The 16611-nt window shown below is 73.7% G+C and carries 11 protein-coding genes and 2 pseudogenes; 8 read left to right on the top strand and 5 right to left on the bottom strand.

The annotated features are described in order from the left end of the window. Nucleotides 1-521: 521 nt before the first annotated feature. From AB0947_RS01520 to AB0947_RS01510, 3 genes are all read right to left on the bottom strand, one after another. Nucleotides 522-2546, bottom strand: coding sequence for an Hsp70 family protein (locus AB0947_RS01520; protein ID WP_366748249.1), 2025 nt, complete (start codon nt 2544-2546; stop codon nt 522-524). After that, entirely contained in the window at nt 2543-3319 is a 777-nt protein-coding gene (locus AB0947_RS01515) for a hypothetical protein (RefSeq protein WP_366748248.1), read from the bottom strand. The genes AB0947_RS01520 and AB0947_RS01515 overlap by 4 nt, the downstream gene beginning before the upstream one ends. Nucleotides 3320-3381: 62 nt before the next feature. Then, entirely contained in the window at nt 3382-5052 is a 1671-nt protein-coding gene (locus AB0947_RS01510) for a hypothetical protein (protein ID WP_366748247.1), read from the bottom strand. A 161-nt stretch (nt 5053-5213) separates the two neighbouring features. On the opposite strand from AB0947_RS01510, the gene AB0947_RS01505 reads away from it, so the two are divergent. The 3 genes and pseudogenes from AB0947_RS01505 (at nt 5214) to AB0947_RS01495 (ending at nt 7488) form a co-directional block, all read left to right on the top strand. Next, nucleotides 5214-6401 carry an ATP-binding protein gene (locus AB0947_RS01505; RefSeq protein WP_366748246.1) on the top strand — a complete coding sequence of 396 codons (1188 nt, stop codon included), beginning with the start codon at nt 5214-5216 and terminating at the stop codon, nt 6399-6401. After that, nucleotides 6398-6727 (top strand): annotated as a pseudogene (locus tag AB0947_RS01500) (nucleotide pyrophosphohydrolase); the annotation flags it as partial. The gene AB0947_RS01505 and the pseudogene AB0947_RS01500, both read left to right, overlap by 4 nt. A gap of 275 nt (nt 6728-7002) precedes the next feature. Next, complete coding sequence (locus tag AB0947_RS01495; protein WP_366748245.1) at nt 7003-7488, top strand: DUF6099 family protein; 486 nt, start codon at nt 7003-7005, stop codon at nt 7486-7488. A gap of 49 nt (nt 7489-7537) precedes the next feature. Here the strand turns inward: AB0947_RS01495 and AB0947_RS01490 are convergent, their stop codons facing one another. Beyond that, nucleotides 7538-7702: a hypothetical protein gene (locus AB0947_RS01490; protein WP_171151986.1), complete on the bottom strand. Its 165-nt coding sequence runs from the start codon at nt 7700-7702 to the stop codon at nt 7538-7540. A gap of 238 nt (nt 7703-7940) precedes the next feature. Here AB0947_RS01490 and AB0947_RS01485 point away from each other — a divergent pair, with 238 nt between their 5' ends. Next, nucleotides 7941-8864: an LLM class F420-dependent oxidoreductase gene (locus AB0947_RS01485; protein ID WP_366748244.1), complete on the top strand. Its 924-nt coding sequence runs from the start codon at nt 7941-7943 to the stop codon at nt 8862-8864. A 208-nt stretch (nt 8865-9072) separates the two neighbouring features. On the opposite strand, the pseudogene AB0947_RS01480 reads toward AB0947_RS01485, so the two are convergent. Continuing rightward, nucleotides 9073-9306, bottom strand: a pseudogene (locus AB0947_RS01480) (D-alanyl-D-alanine carboxypeptidase); the annotation flags it as partial. Nucleotides 9307-9433: 127 nt separating this feature from the next. Between AB0947_RS01480 and AB0947_RS01475 the strand changes: the two are divergent. The 4 genes from AB0947_RS01475 to AB0947_RS01460 all read left to right on the top strand — a co-directional run bounded on the left by AB0947_RS01475 (nt 9434) and on the right by AB0947_RS01460 (nt 16593). Further along, nucleotides 9434-10375, top strand: coding sequence for a hypothetical protein (locus tag AB0947_RS01475; RefSeq protein ID WP_366748243.1), 942 nt, complete (start codon nt 9434-9436; stop codon nt 10373-10375). Between the two features lie 97 nt (nt 10376-10472). Then, a complete protein-coding gene (locus AB0947_RS01470; RefSeq protein WP_366748433.1) occupies nt 10473-11942 on the top strand; it encodes a 3' terminal RNA ribose 2'-O-methyltransferase Hen1 in 1470 nt (489 codons plus the stop codon). Then, the gene (locus AB0947_RS01465) at nt 11939-14506 is read left to right on the top strand and encodes a polynucleotide kinase-phosphatase (protein WP_366748242.1); all 2568 of its coding nucleotides are present in this window, start codon (nt 11939-11941) and stop codon (nt 14504-14506) included. The genes AB0947_RS01470 and AB0947_RS01465 overlap by 4 nt, the downstream gene beginning before the upstream one ends. 239 nt (nt 14507-14745) lie before the next feature. Beyond that, nucleotides 14746-16593: a RiPP maturation radical SAM C-methyltransferase gene (locus tag AB0947_RS01460; protein WP_366748241.1), complete on the top strand. Its 1848-nt coding sequence runs from the start codon at nt 14746-14748 to the stop codon at nt 16591-16593. Nucleotides 16594-16611 lie beyond the last annotated feature (18 nt).

Here is a 16611-nt window from a genome sequence, read left to right as displayed (position 1 = left end):
TGCGGGTGGGCGGGCCGTGTTGCGGGAGCGCAGCGCGCCGCGCGAGGACGCGTGGCTGGAGTCCCGGTCGTGAAGGCGGAACCGCACTCGTGACGCTGGACCCCACCCGTGCCGCTGGAGCCCGGCAGGGCGTGATGCGGCTCAGCCGTGCGCGTTACGGCACCTTTGCTACGCGATGCGGGCATGACGCGGCGCCAGGCGGTTCCGGCCGCGCATGATGCCGAACGGCGGGGCGCGAGGCGGTCCGGCGGTGCGTGACATGGCCCCCGTGGTGCGGACGCGGCTCCGGCGGTGCGGGATACGGGCGCGGCCATGCGCGACGCGGCTCGGCTCGTGTGAGGTGCGGTCCCGGCTGTGCGTGACATGACCCCGGCGGTGCGTGACACGGCTCCAGCGGCGCCCTACGGGCACGGCGGGCGCGATACGGGCACGGCGCTGCGCCGTGCGCGGCCGTACCCGGTGCGGAGTGGCGCCCGCGACCGCCCCCCTGGGGTGGCCGCGGGGCCGCGGGACGCGTGTTCTCAGTGCCGTGCGGCGCCCGCCGCGGGGTTCGGGGTGCGGGCGGTGAACACCCACACGCCGTGCGACTGCGTCGCGCCCATGACGCGTCCCTTGGTCAGCAGCCAGGGGCTGTCCTTCTGGAACGGGGCGAAGTTGTCGTTGGAGACGATGATGCCGCCCACTTCCTCGGCGATGCTGATGACCAACGCGTCACCCCGGCCCTCCGTGCCGGCCGGCGGCTGGACCACCTGGTGCTCCGCGACCGCTTGCTCCACCAGCGGCCGTTCCTCCACGCTGACCTGGTGCCGCAGGGAGGCGTCCACGACCACGTGGATGTCGCGCTGCGGATGCTTGAACCGGAGCGCGGTCACCGCCGCCTGAAGCGCCGCGAAGCTCGGCCGGCCGCCCTGCGCGCGCGGCGGCCTGCCGTTCCAGGCGAGGTTGGAGCCGTCCACGACCAGCGGCTCGGTGGATTCGCCGGGCTGCCGCGGCCTGCCCTGCGGGGTCTGCGGATGCGTGGGCTTCGGCACCGGCCGGGAAGCGGGGGACAGGGCCAGCAGCCGTTCGAGCTCCTTGGTCACCTCAGGCTCCACCGCGCCGTCGCCGAACACCTCGACCTCACCGTTGAGCACGACCTCGCCGGTGCGCTGAAGGGTCGCCTTGACCGACAGCAGTCCCTCCTTGCTGTAGGTGAACTCCAGGTCGAAGACGCCCTCGCTGCGGTCACGGCAGGGCTCCGGGTACGTCAGCCGCAGCTCGGTCAGCTTGACGTTGTCCGGGTGCTCGACCGGCCGGTCCGGCGCCCCTTCCCAGACCTCGACCGTCAGCTTGGTGACGTTGTCCTTGTTGGGCTCGTACGACTTCACGCGCTGCTGGGGCAGCCTGAGGTTGCGCGGGATCAGGGTGCTGAACCGCCTGTTGCCGTCGCTCCCGGTCGTGACCGTGCCGAGCGCGTGCGTGTTGACGACCCGGATGACGCTGCTCAGCTCCCCGGCCATGGCGGCGGCGCAGATGGCGGCGCCCTCGGCCACCGCCGTCATCGGGTCGAACGCCTCGACGGACACCGGATCACGGTCGAGGGCCTCGGCGACCGCGGCGCGTACCGCCGGGATCTGGCTGCTGCCGCCGATCATCAGCACGGCGGTCAGGTCCTCCGGATCGAGCTGCGCCTGGGCCAGACACTCCTCGACGGGCTCCAGCGCCCGGGTGATCAGGTCCTGGATCTCGTACGAGAACTCGTCCTGGCCGATCTCCACCGACGCCCCGTCCGGGGTCAGCACGCTGACCGACTCCTGCTGGGACAGCAGAATCTTGCTGCGTTCGATGTCGAGCCGGAACTGCCGTTTCTCCGACTCCGTCCACGCCCGCCGCGCGGGGGACCGCTCCAGGACCATGCGGCGCAGCCGTTCGTCGATCTCCAGACCGCCGAGCCGGTTGACACCGCGGCTGGCCTTCTCGTCGAAGAAGCCGTCGTCGTGCAGCAGGAGGGTGGCGTCCATGGTGCCGCCGCCCCAGTCGAAGACCAGGAACTCGCCCTCCTCCTCCAGGTAGTGGGCGTAGGCGATGGCCGCGGCGGTCGGCTCGTTCAGCAGGGCGCGCACCCTGATGCCCGCCGCACGGGCGGCTTCCCGGGTACGGAACCGGGCCGCGCCGGTGGCGTTGGCCGGCACGGTGATGACCGCCTCGTCGATGTCCGTGGCCGCCTCGTCCTGAGCGGCCACGGCCATCGAGCGGAACACCGCGGCCGCGGCGGTGGTGGCGGCGAACCGTTCGCCCCCGATGGTGACGAGCGGTTCCTCGCGCAGCATCCGCTTGCACGCCTCCACGGCGCGCTCGGAGCGCAGCTTGGCCTCCCAGCCGAACAGCGTGCCGGCGCGCAGCGAACTGGTGCCGACCACGGACGGGTACAGGCGCTCGAAGCCCGGACGGCGCCAGGTGGCGTCCAGTCCGTGGCCGCCGATCTCCAGCACCTCGGCGAACTCGCCACCGGTCCACTGCGCGGCCACCGAGTTCGTGGTGCCGAAGTCGATACCGGTGGCCGTCATGCGTCTTCTCCCGTGGTGTGCTGTGCGGCGTCCGCCGCGATCCGCCGGAGCTGACCGGCGAGGATGACCTTGCCCGTCAGCTCGTCGACGTAGGCGGGGCGGAGCAGTTCGAAGGCGTCGCCCGCCCCCTCCGTGACGACGAACGCCTCCGCCTGCTCCGGTGTGTCCAGCCGCCGGATCCCGAGGGCCTTGAGGTGGTCCGCCATCGCGGCGCGGACGGCCGGGCCGCCGTGGTCCGGCTGGGTCCACAGCAGGGCGTCCATCTCGGCCACGCGTCCGGTGAAGGCCGCGCGGGTGCGGAACTCGTCCAGCACCGCCTTGCGCACGGCGGCCGTGAGCGCGCTCGGCGCGGGCGCGTCGCCCGCCCCGGACTCCGCCAGAGCGGCGGGGACGCGTTCGACGATGCCCTTGATCAGCGTGGGCGCGTCCACCGGGACCCGGGCGGGAGCCGGCGCCGGGGTCTCGGCGGGCGCGGGCGGTCCGGCGGACTCGACGGGTGCCCCGGCGGGGTCCGGGCGTTTCGCCGCCGCGGCCGGTGCCGGCCGGGCGGTGGCCGCGCGGCCGGCCTGGCGGATGCGCAGACCGGTCGGCTTGGGGCCCTTGGCGCGCCCCTCCGTCCCGGGCTGCACACCGCCGCACGCCGGGCAGATGCGCCCTGGGCGGTCGGCCTTGTCGACCCTCTTCCTGGCGGCGGCCTTCCTCGGCGCGGCCTTCTGGTCGGCTGACCGGCCCCGGGAGCCGGTCGATCGAGAGGGGTTGTTGCTGGGGGACATCGCGGACGGTTACCTCGCAGAGAGGGTGTGGAGCAGGGCGGGGAGAGGCGGCCGGGCGGTGATCAGGCCCGTCGGTCGTGGCGGTCGAGACGCGGTGGCGTGCTGCGCAGGTCCTCCAGGAGTTCCACGGCGGCGCGCGCCCGGATCCGCTCCAGCTCCGCGCCGCTGACCGCGGGCGTGCGCCGGGGCAGCGGCGCCGGCGGCGGTACGAGCGTGACGGGAACCGAGTCCGGCATCAGATAGCGGTCGGGCTCCAGCGGGATGCGGAAGAAGACCGACAGACCGGCGTCGGTGCCCTGCGCGGCGCGGATGCGTTCCTCCGCGTCGTTGATGCGCGCCTGTTCGGCGTGGTCGCCCTCGGCCTCGCGGAACAGCTCCCGGCAGTGCTTCTCCCACCGGAACGAGCCGTGGTCCAGACCGAGTTCGATGAAGGGGTTGGTGACCCGGTCGCGGCTGTTCCTCGGCGTGGCCCGCCAGCGGCGCACCAGCGCCAGATTGGCCTGCGCCTGCTCGCCCAGACCGGTGGCGGCCTCCGCGAGCGCCTCGGCCTGAGCGAGGTCGCCCTCGACCGCGGCGACGTACGCCCTGATGACGAGGGCCTCCTGACGCAGTCCGGTGCCGGCCTTCCTGCCGGTGCCGCCCTTCTCGAACCGTGCCGCCTGCTGCCCGGCCTCCTCCAGCCGGCCCGCCTTCAGCAGGTCGTACGCGCGGTTCAGCGCCACCAGCGCGTGGAACGGGCTCAGTTGGGGGCTGACGCTCTCCCGCGGCTGCCACAGACTGGCCATCAGCAGCCACAGTCCCGCGTCGGCGACCGTCTCGCGCGGCCATTCCCCGTTGATCGCCCCGGACCTGAGGTCGCGGAGCTGGATCTGCTGGGTGCGGGGCAGCAGGGCGTCGAGTTCGTCGATTCGCGTGACGTCCCCGTCGGCGACGACGTCGTACAGCAGGTCCCACAGATCGGCGGGGTCCAGCCGCTCCAGGGGCGCACCGTTCAGGAACGCCTCGCGCCGCAGGTGGCCGGTCCATTCCAGGGCGGCCGCGTCCTGCGGAGCGATCGTGTCCGGCACGAGGCGTGCGCGCAGGTAGAGCGCCTCGTCCGGGTCCCGGTCCGCCCACGGCCTGTCCTCGGGCAGCAGACCGCCGTGGTCCACCAGGTCGTCCAGGACCGGCAGCGGCGCCCAGGGCAGGATGCCGGGCAGATGGCGGGTGGGCACGGGAACGGCGCCGCGGGTGGCGGCGGCGGCGAAGAGGGAGAAGGCCGGGCCCCCGGATACGCCGCGCGCCCGGCCGCTGACGAGCAGCAGGCTCGGCGCGCTGGAGCAGATCACCCGGCAGCGCTCCGCCCCGGCATCGGTCAGCCAGGGTACGTCCGCTTCCCACAGGACCCGTACGTGCGCCAGCACCTCTTCGGGAGCCGCGTGTTCCAGGGCCCTGCGCACCGCCGGGAGGAGCGCCTCGCGGTCCGGCGCGCCGGCGGCCGCGGCCCGCAGGACGGCACGCGGTTCCTCGGGCAGACCCGGTACGGCGGAGAGTTCGTCCAGGACGCCGTGCACGGCCGGGACGGCGTCCCCGGTCACGCCCAGCCAGGCCCACTTGCGGCGCAGGAAGCCGCTGACCGCCGTGCGGTCGCGGGACTCGCGCCGCTCGCGGTCGCGGGCCAGCCGCTCCTTCTCCGCGGCGATCGCCGCACGTCTGCGCGCCGCGGGATCGCCCGTCTCGAACTCCTCGTACACCCCGGCAGAGTAACGGTGGGCACCGACAACGACCACAAGAGCGTCATCTTTTGCAAAATTCCTGGTCCGCGCCGGATGTCCGCCGCGTCAGGTCCCCCGATCGTAGGAACGTCCCCGCAGTGAAACGGTTCGGCGTACGGGCGGAGCCGTACCGTCCGCATATGGCCGTGCCCTCCGTGTCCGCTGAGCCGCCGGCGGCCGACGCCGCCGTCCCCGCGCACTCCCGTCCGTCCCCGGACATCCGGTCCCGGATCACCGAACTGCGGCTGTCGGCCTTCGCCGGGCACCGGCGGGCCGGGTTCCCGCTCGGCCCGGTCACCGTGTTCGCGGGGCCCAGCGGGACCGGCAAGACCACCGCGCTCGCCGCGTACGAGGCGCTGGCACGGCTCGGCGGCGGCGCCCCGCTCGCCGAGGCGTTCCCGGACCCGGCCGCCTGCGTGCCGGAACGGGCCCGCCCCGACGCCGGAGGGCGGCGGGGATTCCGGATCGGCTGCACCGCCGACGGCGCCGAGGGCCCGGTCCGGCTCGACCTCGCCGTGCAGGCCGAACCGTACCCGCGGATCGTGGGGGAGCGGCTGACCGCGCGCGGGGTCGTCCTGCTGGAGACCGCCCTGCGCGACCCCGGACGCCGGACCGTCCAGGCCGCCTGGCACACCGCCGGCTCCGCCCCGGTCACCCGCGCCCCGCTCCCCGACGACCGCCTGGGCACCGCCCTGCTGCCGCTGCGCGTGGCCGGCAAGACGGACGGCCAGCGCCATGTGCTCGCCGCGGCCGAGCAGATGGTCGTCGCCCTGCGCTCCGTCTTCCCCTGCGACCCGCGCCCCGAGCACATGCGTGCCCCCGTCCCGACCGGCTCGGGCCGGCTGCTGCGCGGCTGCGGCAACCTCGCCGACGTACTGTGGCGCACGCGCGCGGAGTGCGGCCGGCGGCACGGCCTGCTGGTCGAGGCGCTGCGCGGGGGCTGCGCCGGGCGGGTGGCCGACCTGGTCGCCGAGCCGCTGGCCGACGGCACGGTACGGGCGCTGATCGACCGCGGTGACGGCTTCCGCAGCGAACTCGCCCGGCTGGGCGACGGCGAGCTGCGCTACCTCGCGCTGACGCTGGTGCTGCTGACCGGGCCGGGCGTGCTCGACGTGGACACCCCCGGCGAGGTGCCCGACGCGCTGCGGACCCTCACCGTCCTCGCCGACGGTTTCGACCGCGGCCTGGATCCGCGGCAGCGCCGGGAGGTGCTGCGGACGGCCGCGCGGATGGGCGAGCGGGGGCACATCCGCTGTGTGGCCGCGGTGAGCGACGCGTCATGGGCCACCGGGACCCCGGGTGTCACGGTGGTACACCTGAACCCGTGACCGAACACCCCGATCCCGGCCTGGCCCGACTCCAGCGCCGACTGGCCGAGTTCGCCGCCGCGCGGAACTGGCAGCCCTACCACACGCCCAAGAACCTCGTCGCCGCCCTCTCGGTGGAGGCCTCCGAACTGGTCGAGATCTTCCAGTGGCTGACCCCCGAGGAGTCGGCCCGGGTGATGGACGACCCCCGGACGGCCCACCGCGTCACGGACGAGGTCGCCGACGTCCTGGCCTATCTGCTCCAGCTCTGCGAGGTCCTCGGCGTCGATCCGCTCGCCGCGCTGGCCGCGAAGATCGACCGCAACGAAGGCCGGTTCCCGCTTCCCGGTGCCGGGCACGGCGGCCTGGACGGCGGCCTGGACGGCGGCCTGGACGACGATCCGGACGGGGAAGAGGGTCGGAGCCGAGGCCGGGACCAACAATCGGAGTCCTGAACTCCGACATTACTCTCCGCAGTCAAACTGCCGGTCGAATCCGAATTGTTGTCCACAGATTTCGGTCTTCCTCTGGCTTTTCGCCCTACCGTCCCTCACGCTGGGTAGTGAACAAGGGAGTTCGGCTGGCCGTGTGAGGCGGCGCGGCGGAGGGACGGGGGCACCGTATGGATGCGGTACGGCTCATTCTCACGAGCAGGCGGGCCCTGGCGGGCGGCGCCGACACGGCGGAGATGATGGCGGAGGTCTGGCAGGCACAGGCCCTGGCGCAGGCGATCGGGAGCCGCCTCGCGGTCTCCGGCCCGCCGGAACTGCGCGGCGAGGCACTGGGGCTGACGGAGCTGGCGGGCCGGGGCTGCGGAGTCCTGGACCCGCCCGAACTCGACCCCGGCGACCTGCGCGCCGCCCAGCTCACCCGGCTGGACGACGCCCGCGAGACCCTGCTCTGCCTCGGCGGCCTGCTCGGCGAGGTCGGCATGGCCCTGGTCGGCATGGCCAGCGCCGCGGCCGACGAGACGACGTACTGGCAGTGCATGGAGGCGATCGACGCCGCCGACGAGTCGCGTGACCGCGTCCTGGAGATGCTGCGCAAGCTGGCGGCCCGGGAGGAGATGCTGCCGGGCGGCATCCAGGACAGCCCGTCGGGCGTCTGACCGGCGGCCCTGCCGCGTGGTCACCGCGCGCGTCGCCGAGCCGTCCGCCTCATCGCGCCTCGTCGGCCGCGCCCGGCGCCGGCGCCCCGGCCTGGAGGTCCGCCAGGGCCGACAGGTCCGCGTTCAGTGCCGCCATCAGCTCCTCCATCTGCTCCAGCAACCCCTTCGGCCGGCCGGCGGGGCCCTCCGGCCGGGGGACGGACTCTTCGGACATGACGGCCTCCTCGGCCCCCGGCCCGCCGGGGCCGGCGCGGTGACGCGCGACGGAGGACACGGTCCGGCGCGGGGCGCCGGACGGTCCGGCTCCGACGGCCCAACGATCACCGCCGGAGCCGGTCACCGGCCCGCGACGGGACCCGCGCGCGGGACGGAGGAACGTCACCCGACCGGGGACCGCCGTGCCGGACGGTACCGGCGCGGTTGACGCGGACGGCGCCGTGCAGGATAGATGTATGGACCTTCGAATCTTCACCGAGCCCCAGCAGGGGGCCACCTACGACACCCTGCTCACCGTGGCCAAGGTCACCGAGGACCTGGGCTTCGACGCCTTCTTCCGTTCCGACCACTACCTCCGCATGGGCAGTGTGGACGGCCTGCCCGGCCCGACGGACGCCTGGATCACCCTGGCCGGCCTCGCCCGCGAGACCAAGCGCATCCGTCTCGGCACGCTGATGACCGCCGGCACCTTCCGACTGCCCGGCGTCCTCGCCATCCAGGTCGCCCAGGTCGACCAGATGTCCGGCGGCCGGGTCGAACTCGGCCTGGGGGCGGGCTGGTTCGAGGAGGAGCACAAGGCGTACGGCATCCCCTTCCCGAAGGAGAAGTTCGCGCGGCTGGAGGAGCAGCTCGCGATCGTCACCGGGCTGTGGGCCACCGAGGCCGGCAAGACCTTCGACTTCCACGGCACGTTCTACGACCTCACCGACTCGCCGGCGCTGCCCAAGCCCGCCCAGAAGAAGGTCCCCGTGCTGATCGGCGGCCACGGCGCGACCCGGACCCCGCGGCTCGCCGCCCGGTACGCCGACGAGTTCAACATCCCGTTCGCCTCGATCGAGGACAGCGAGCGGCAGTTCGGCCGGGTGCGGGCCGCGGCGGCGGAGGCGGGCCGCGACGCGGACGACCTGACGTACTCCAACGCGCTCGTCGTCTGCGTCGGCAGGGACGACCAGGAGGTGGCCCGGCGCGCCGCCGCGATCGGCCGTGAGGTGGACGAGCTGAAGGCCAACGGGCTGGCCGGTTCCCCGGCGGAGGTCGTCGACAAGATCGGCCGGTACGCCGAGATCGGTTCCCGGCGGATCTACCTCCAGGTGCTGGACCTCGGCGATCTGGACCACCTGGAGCTGATCTCCGGCCAGGTCCAGTCCCAGCTGTCGTAGCCCCCCGGCGACCCGGCCCCGGCCCACCGGGGCGGGCGGTGCCGATGGGCGGGTCAGGGCGGGGGCCCCGCCGTGCCCCTGACCGACCGGAGGGCCAGGTGGCGGGCGTGGGCGCCGGCCGCGCCGGGACTGCCGGGGCTGCCCGCGCGGCCCGGCCGACCGGCCCGACGCGGGTGCCGGGGGGACCCGTGGATCCCCCCGGGCCGGCTCAGCCCCCCTGGGTGAAGCCGTAGTCCAGGATCTTCGCCGCGTCCTTGAAACGCTGGTCCGCCGACGTGTCCGCGAGGATCGTGCCCACGACCGTCCTCGAACCACGGGTGGCCGCGAACACCAGGCAGAACTTCGCCTCCGGACCGGAGCCGGTCTTCACGCCGAACGCGCCCCGGTAGGAGGTGAGGAGCTTGTTCGAGTTGTTCCACGGCTGCATGGCGTGCGTTCCCCCGCCGGGCCGGTACGACCGCATGTCGTCGTAGACCTTGGTGCCGACGATGGGGCTTCTGTGCACACCATGTGCCGGAACTATGGCTTCCGTCACAGCGCACATGATCCCTGCCTGGTCATATGACCGCGTGCGTAAAATCCTCCCCCTCGCCCTCACCGGCCTGCTCGCCGTGTCGGCGTGCCAGTTCGCCGGCGGCGACGACCCCGGCGACGAGGCCCACCGCCTCAACACCATGGAGTCGTTCCCGCTGCACGCCTACGTACCGGACGCGACGTCCCGCGACGGCAAGGCCGTCGGCACGGCCCAGTGGATCCTCGCCAAGCGGTGCATGGTCCGGCTCGGGTTCACCGGTTTCAGGACACTCGACATCAGGACCGTCGAGTCGACCTACCCGGTCCGGCAGGGCACCTTCATGGGCGGAGGCAAGGTCGGGGACGACAGCCCGTACGGTGTGGACGACCCCGGCCGGGCGGCCGAGCACGGCTACCACAACGTGGTGCGGGACGAGTCCGCCGGCCAGCCCATGGAATGGCCCGCCGACCAGTACGCGGCCCTCACCGGCACGTTCGAGTCCCGCGACAGCCACCGGGCGCACGGCCACCCCATCCCCGCGAAGGGATGCATGGGCGAGGCCTTCCGCAGGATCTACGGCCCCGAGCCCAAGCCGGCGAAGATCGGCGGCGTGCGGCTCAGCGGCTACTACTCGCTCCCCGTGCAGTACTGGTACCAGGCGCACAAGCAGGCGCGGAAGGACCCCGCCTGGAAGAAAGCCGAGCGCGAGTGGTCCGCCTGCATGAAGGACAAGGGCTTCCACTACTCCGACCCGGACCAGGCGTCCACCGACTCCGACTGGTTCCGCGGTGACGAGCCGTCGGAGAAGGAGAAGAAGACCGCCACAGCGGACGCCCGCTGCAAGCTCGACACCGGCTTCATCCAGGCCGTGCACGCCGTCGAGAGCCGCGCGCAGAAGACCGCCATCGGCAAGAACGAGAAGGCGCTGGACGCACGGCTCGCCGACGACCGGCGGGCCATGGCGAAGGCGCGGAAGATCGTCGACGACGCGTCCTGAGCGGGCGGGCCCGGCCGCGGAGCCGGGCCCGCGGGCCACCGCCGCACGGAAAACCTGTGGTCGGCGAGGTCCCGGCCGGGGAGACTCGGCGGCGTTCCTGACGATCTCCACCACCGGCACGGCCGGGAACCCGGCCACCGACCTCGGGTACCTGCTGCACAAGCACCCCGACAAGGCGCAGGCGTTCTCCACGTCGTACGGCACGGCGCACGTCTTCTACCCCGAAGCCGACGCCGAACGCTGCACGGCCGCCCTGCTGCTGGAGACCGACACGCTCGCACTGCTCCGCCGGGGCAAGGGCAAGGGGCGCGGCGGCGCCCCCGACGCGGCCCTCGCGCAGTACGTCAACGACCGCCCCTACGCGGCCTCCTCGCTGCTCGCCGTCGCGCTGAGCAGCGTCTTCTCCAGCGCGCTGCGCGGTGTGTGCAACGCCCGCCCCGAGCGGGCGGCGGCCCCGCTGCCGCTGCGCGTCGAGGTCCCGGCGCTGCCCGCCCGCGGCGGAGCCGACCTCGTACGACGGCTCTTCGAGCCGCTCGGCTGGACGGTCACCGCCGATCCCGTGCCGCTCGACACCGCGTTCCCGGAGTGGGGCGACTCGCGGTACGTCCGGCTCGTGCTGGAGTCGCAGCGGCTGACCCTCGCCGCGGCACTGCGCCACCTGTACGTCCTGCTGCCGGTGCTGGACGACGCCAAGCACTACTGGGTCTCCGCCGACGAGGTCGACAAGCTGCTGCGTGCCGGTGAGGGCTGGCTCGCCGGCCACCCGGAGCAGCAGCTGATCACCAGCCGCTACCTGTCCCGCCGCTGGTCGCTGACCCGGCAGGCACGCGAGCGGCTGGAGCTGGTGCGGCTGGCCGAGGCCGACGACAGCGAGGTCGAGGACATCGACAACGCCGTCGCGGAGGAGACCGAGGCGGAGGAGAAGCCGGCCCCGCTCGCCGAGCAGCGCCGGGCGGCGATCCTCACCGCGCTGCACGCCTCCGGTGCCGCGCGCGTCCTCGACCTCGGCTGCGGGCAGGGGCAGTTGGTGCGGGCGCTGCTCAAGGACACCCGGTTCACCGAGATCGTCGGCGTGGACGTGTCCGTACGGGCCCTGACCATCGCGGCGCGGCGGATCGGGCTCGACCGGATGGGAGAGCGGCAGGCGGCCCGCGTCCGGCTCGTCCAGGGCTCCCTCGCCTACACCGACAACCGGCTCAAGGGGTACGACGCCGCCGTGCTCAGCGAGGTGATCGAGCACCTCGACCTGCCCCGGCTGCCCGCCCTGGAGTACTCCGTGTTCGGGCACGCGCGTCCCCGCACGGTCGTCGTGACCACCCCGAACGTCGAGTACAACGTCCGCTGGGAGAGCCTGCCCGCCGGGCACGCCCGGCACGGCGACCACCGCTTCGAGTGGACCCGCGAGGAGTTCCGCGCCTGGGCGGCGACGGTGGCCGGACGCCACGGCTACGACGTCGAGTTCGGTCCCGTCGGCCCGGAGGACCCCGAGGTCGGGCCGCCCACCCAGATGGCCGTGTTCCACCGCGACGACCGCGACGACACCGACAAGGAGGCGAAGGCCGCATGAACGGAACCCGCCGGCCAGGACGGGAGCTGCCCGTCACCGACCTGTCCCTCGTCGTCCTCGTCGGCGCCTCCGGCTCCGGCAAGTCCACGTTCGCCCGGCGGCACTTCAAGCCCACCGAGGTGATCTCCTCCGACTTCTGCCGCGGTCTGGTCGCCGACGACGAGAACGACCAGAGCGCCAGCCGGGACGCCTTCGACGTCCTGCACTACATCGGCGGCAAGCGGCTGGCCGCCGGCCGCCGCACCGTCGTCGACGCCACCAGCGTGCAGCAGGACGGCCGGCGCCAGCTGATCGAGCTGGCCAAGCGGTACGACGTGCTGCCCATCGCCATCGTGCTGGACGTGCCGGAAGAGGTGTGCGCCGCGCGCAACGCGGCCCGCACCGACCGCGCCGACATGCCCCGCCGGGTCATCCAGCGGCACATCCGCGAACTGCGCCGGTCACTGCGCCAGCTGGAGCGCGAGGGCTTCCGCAAGGTGCACGTCCTGCGCGGCACGGAGGAGGTGGAGAACGCCACCGTCGTCACCGAGAAGCGCTACAACGACCTCACCCACCTCACCGGCCCCTTCGACATCATCGGCGACGTCCACGGCTGCTCCGCCGAACTGGAGGCGCTGCTGGCCAGGCTGGGGTACGCGGACGGGGCGCACCCCGACGGCCGTACCGCCGTGTTCGTCGGCGACCTGGTCGACCGCGGCCCGGACAGCCCCGGTGTGCTGCGCCGGGTGATGTCCATGGTGAAGTCGGGCAACGCCCTGTGCGTCCCCGGCAACCACGAGAACAAGTACGGCCGCCACCTCAAGGGCCGCCGGGTCCAGCCCACCCACGGACTCGCCGAGACCATCGCGCAGATGGAGGGCGAGAGCGAGGAGTTCCGGGCCGAGGTACGGCAGTTCATCGACGGACTGGTCAGCCACTACGTCCTGGACGGCGGCCGGCTCGTGGTCTGCCACGCCGGCCTGCCGGAGAAGTACCACGGCCGCACCTCCGGACGGGTCCGCTCGCACGCCCTGTACGGGGAGACCACCGGCGAGACCGACGAGTTCGGGCTGCCGGTGCGCTACCCGTGGGCGGAGGACTACCGGGGCCGGGCCGCGGTGGTCTACGGCCACACACCCGTGCCCGAGGCCACCTGGCTCAACAACACCATCTGCCTGGACACCGGTGCCGTCTTCGGCGGCAAGCTGACCGCGCTGCGCTGGCCGGAGCGGGAACTGGTCGACGTACCGGCCGAGCGGGTCTGGTACGAGCCGGCGCGGCCGCTGCGCACCGAGGCGCCCGGCGGGCAGGACGGCCGGCCGCTGGACCTGGCGGACGTGCACGGCCGCCGGGCCGTGGAGACCCGGCACGCGGGCCGGGTGGCCGTCCGCGAGGAGAACGCGGCGGCGGCCCTGGAGGTCATGAGCCGCTTCGCGACCGACCCGCGCCTGCTGCCGTACCTGCCGCCGACCATGGCGCCGACGGCCACCTCACGGGCCGAGGCCCGCGACGGAGCCGCTGACGGACACTTCCTGGAGCACCCCCAGGAGGCCTTCGCGCAGTACGCGCGGGACGGCGTCGCGCGGGTGGTGTGCGAGGAGAAGCACATGGGCTCCCGCGCGGTGGCCCTGGTCTGCCGGGACGCGGAGACGGCGCGCAAGCGGTTCGGTGCGGACGGCCCCACGGGGTCGCTCTACACCCGTACCGGGCGGCCGTTCTTCGACGACGCGGAGGTGACCGAGGAGATCCTCGGGCGGCTGCGCTCGGCGATCGGGGACGCCGGTCTGTGGGACGAACTGGACACCGACTGGCTGCTGCTGGACGCCGAGCTGATGCCCTGGTCGCTGAAGGCCACGGGGCTGCTGCGCGGCCAGTACGCGGCCGTCGGCGCCGCGTCCGGCGCGGTGTTCCCGGGCGCGCTCGCCGCCCTGGAGGCCGCGGCGGCGCGCGGTGCCGACGTGGGCGCCCTGCTCACCCGGCAGCGCGAACGCGCCGCCGACGCACGGGCGTTCACCGCCGCCTACCGCCGCTACTGCTGGACCACCGAGGGCCTGGACGGGGTCCGGCTGGCCCCCTTCCAGCTCCTGGCCGTCCAGGGCCGCAGCCTCGCCGCGCTCCCGCACGACGAGCAACTGGCCCTGATCGACCGGATGGTGGAGCACGACGGCACCGGACTGCTGCAGACCACCCGGCGGCTGTACGTCGACACCGGCGACCCGGAGTCGGTCCGCGCGGGCGTCGACTGGTGGCTGGAGATGACCGGCCGGGGCGGCGAGGGCATGGTCGTCAAGCCGGTCGGCGCGCTGGTCCGCACCCCCGAGGGGCGGCTGGTGCAGCCCGGCCTCAAGTGCCGGGGCCGCGAGTACCTGCGGATCATCTACGGTCCCGAGTACACCCGGCCGGAGAACCTGGCCCGGCTGCGGCAGCGGTTCCTGAACCACAAGCGGTCCCTGGCGCTGCGCGAGTACGCCCTCGGCCTGGAGGCCCTGGACCGGCTCGCCGGCGGGGAGCCGCTGTGGCGGGTGCACGAGGCGGTGTTCGGGGTGCTGGCGCTGGAGTCGGAGCCGGTCGACCCGCGGCTGTAGGCACCGCCGGGCACACCGCCTCACGGCACCGGCGCACGCCTTCCCGACGCGCCGGTCACACGACGCCCTTGTGTCGCACACACCTCTGTCCATATGGTGGACAGCCGTGCGACGCAAGGGCGTTGGCGTGTCCTGGGGGGAGTGGCGAGCGTGGAGATCAAGAAGATCGTGGTCCGCGAGGACCAGCGGGGCACCACCCGCAGGCCGGCGATCCTGGAGAAGCGGCCGACCCGCTGAGCATGCGCGTCCACCTGGTCACGATGCCGTGGCACCCCCTCGACCTGCCCTCGCTGCAACTGGGTCTGCTCCAGCGGATCGTGCGGCGGTCCCGCCCCGGTGACGAGGTGAGCGAGTTCCACGCCTCGCTGCGCTGGGCGGAGTACCTGCTGGAGGGCTCCGGCGGCCGGCTCCGCCCGGGCGACTACGTCGCGGTCGGCAGCGACGCCGTCTTCCACGGCCTCGGCGACTGGGTCTTCTCCGGCGTCCTGTACGACGACCCCGGCTGGGGCGAGGCCCGGCTGAAGGAGTACGCGGCCGACCGGGACGTCCCCATCGGCACCGCGCTCGCGATGCGCCCGTACGCGGCCGGCTTCATCGACGCCTGCGCCGCCGAGATCCTGGCCGCCGGACCGGACGTGGTCGGGTTCACCAGCACCTTCATGCAGAACGTGCCGTCCCTCGCCCTCGCCCGCGAACTCAAGCGAAGACGCCCCGGGGTGACGGTCGTCCTCGGCGGCAGCAACTGCGACGGCCCGATGGGCCACGCCCTGCACCGCAACCACCCCTTCGTCGACCACGTGGTCCGCGGCGAGGCCGAGTACGCCCTTCCCGCGCTCCTGGACCACCTGGAAGCCCGGACCGCCCCGGCGGACGTCCCCGGACTGTGCTGGTGGGACGGCACGGTGTCCCGGGCCAACACGGAAACCCGGCGGACCGTGGCCCCGGCCGACATACCCTCGCCCGACTACGACCAGTGGCAGGCAGCCCTGGACGCCTCCCCGGTCCAGGAGCACATCCATCCGAAGCTCGTCGTGGAGGGCGCCCGTGGCTGCTGGTGGGGCGAGAAGCACCACTGCACCTTCTGCGGGCTGAACGGCACGGCCATGGCCTTCCGCGCCAAGCCGGGGGAGCGGCTGTGGACGGAGATCGACCGGCTGGTGCGCCGCCACCGCCTCCTCGACGTGGTCACCGTCGACAACATTATCGACATGGCGTACTTCCGCGACTTCCTGCCCCGCGTGGCCGGGAGCGGCTGGGACCTGCGGCTGCACTACGAGGTCAAGTCCAACCTCACCCCCGCCCAGCTCGGACTCCTCGGCGCCTCCGGCACCGTGCACATCCAGCCCGGCATCGAGAGCCTGGGCAGCCGCGTCCTGGGCCTCATGGACAAGGGGGTCACCGGCGCCCGCAACGTCCGCACCCTGCGCGAGTGCGAGAACCACGCCCTGACCTGCTCCTGGAACCTGCTGTACGGCTTCCCGGGCGAGAGGGCGGACGACTACACGCCCGTCATCGACCAGCTGCCCGCACTGGTCCACCTCCAGCCGCCGAGCGGCGCCCACCGCATCCAGCTGGAACGGTTCAGCCCGCACTTCACGGACCCCGGCCTCGGCTTCGGCGAGCGCCGCCCGGCCGCGATGTACCAGCACGTCTACGACCTGCCCGAGGACGAACTCGCCGACCTGGTCTACCTGTTCGACACCGAACCGGCGGGCATCGGCGGCCCGGTCGAACGGCGGCTGAAGGAGGCGGTGGCCGACTGGCGGGCCGGGCACGCGGACTCCCGGCTGCTGTTCGAGGAGGACGGCGCGGAGCTGCTGGTGCACGACCGCCGCTCCGGCCGCCCGCCCGCCACCCACCGCCTCACCGGCTGGCGGGCCGCGGCCCTGCGCCTGCTGGAGGACGGCCGGACCGTTCCCGCGCTGCACCGCCTGCTCACCGCCGACGGCCACGAGGTGCCGGGCCCGTCCCTGGACGCCTGGGTCGGCCACGCGTACTCCCTGGCCCTGCTGTTCCGCGACGGCACCACATACGTCTCCCTGCCGACCTGGCAAGAGCCGGTCCGGCTGCCCGAGGGGGCCGGCTGAGGGGCTGGCCGGGGCGGT

This window comes from Streptomyces sp. NPDC047841 (assembly GCF_040704085.1).
GTDB classification, from domain to species: Bacteria; Actinomycetota; Actinomycetes; order Streptomycetales; family Streptomycetaceae; genus Streptomyces; species Streptomyces argyrophylli.
The sequence above is the reverse complement of the archived record's forward strand: the minus strand, read 5'-3'. Positions and strand labels throughout refer to the sequence as shown.

What these genes read in the sequence shown, in the direction of transcription:
- AB0947_RS01465 (WP_366748242.1), top strand. Translation starts at nt 11,939, where the DNA reads ATGAACGGAACCCGCCGGCCAGGACGGGAGCTGCCCGTCACCGACCTG.
- AB0947_RS01505 (WP_366748246.1), top strand. Translation starts at nt 5,214, where the DNA reads ATGGCCGTGCCCTCCGTGTCCGCTGAGCCGCCGGCGGCCGACGCCGCC.
- AB0947_RS01485 (WP_366748244.1), top strand. Translation starts at nt 7,941, where the DNA reads ATGGACCTTCGAATCTTCACCGAGCCCCAGCAGGGGGCCACCTACGAC.
- AB0947_RS01490 (WP_171151986.1), bottom strand. Translation starts at nt 7,702, where the DNA reads ATGTCCGAAGAGTCCGTCCCCCGGCCGGAGGGCCCCGCCGGCCGGCCG.
- AB0947_RS01515 (WP_366748248.1), bottom strand. Translation starts at nt 3,319, where the DNA reads ATGTCCCCCAGCAACAACCCCTCTCGATCGACCGGCTCCCGGGGCCGG.
- AB0947_RS01495 (WP_366748245.1), top strand. Translation starts at nt 7,003, where the DNA reads ATGGATGCGGTACGGCTCATTCTCACGAGCAGGCGGGCCCTGGCGGGC.
- AB0947_RS01520 (WP_366748249.1), bottom strand. Translation starts at nt 2,546, where the DNA reads ATGACGGCCACCGGTATCGACTTCGGCACCACGAACTCGGTGGCCGCG.
- AB0947_RS01460 (WP_366748241.1), top strand. Translation starts at nt 14,746, where the DNA reads ATGCGCGTCCACCTGGTCACGATGCCGTGGCACCCCCTCGACCTGCCC.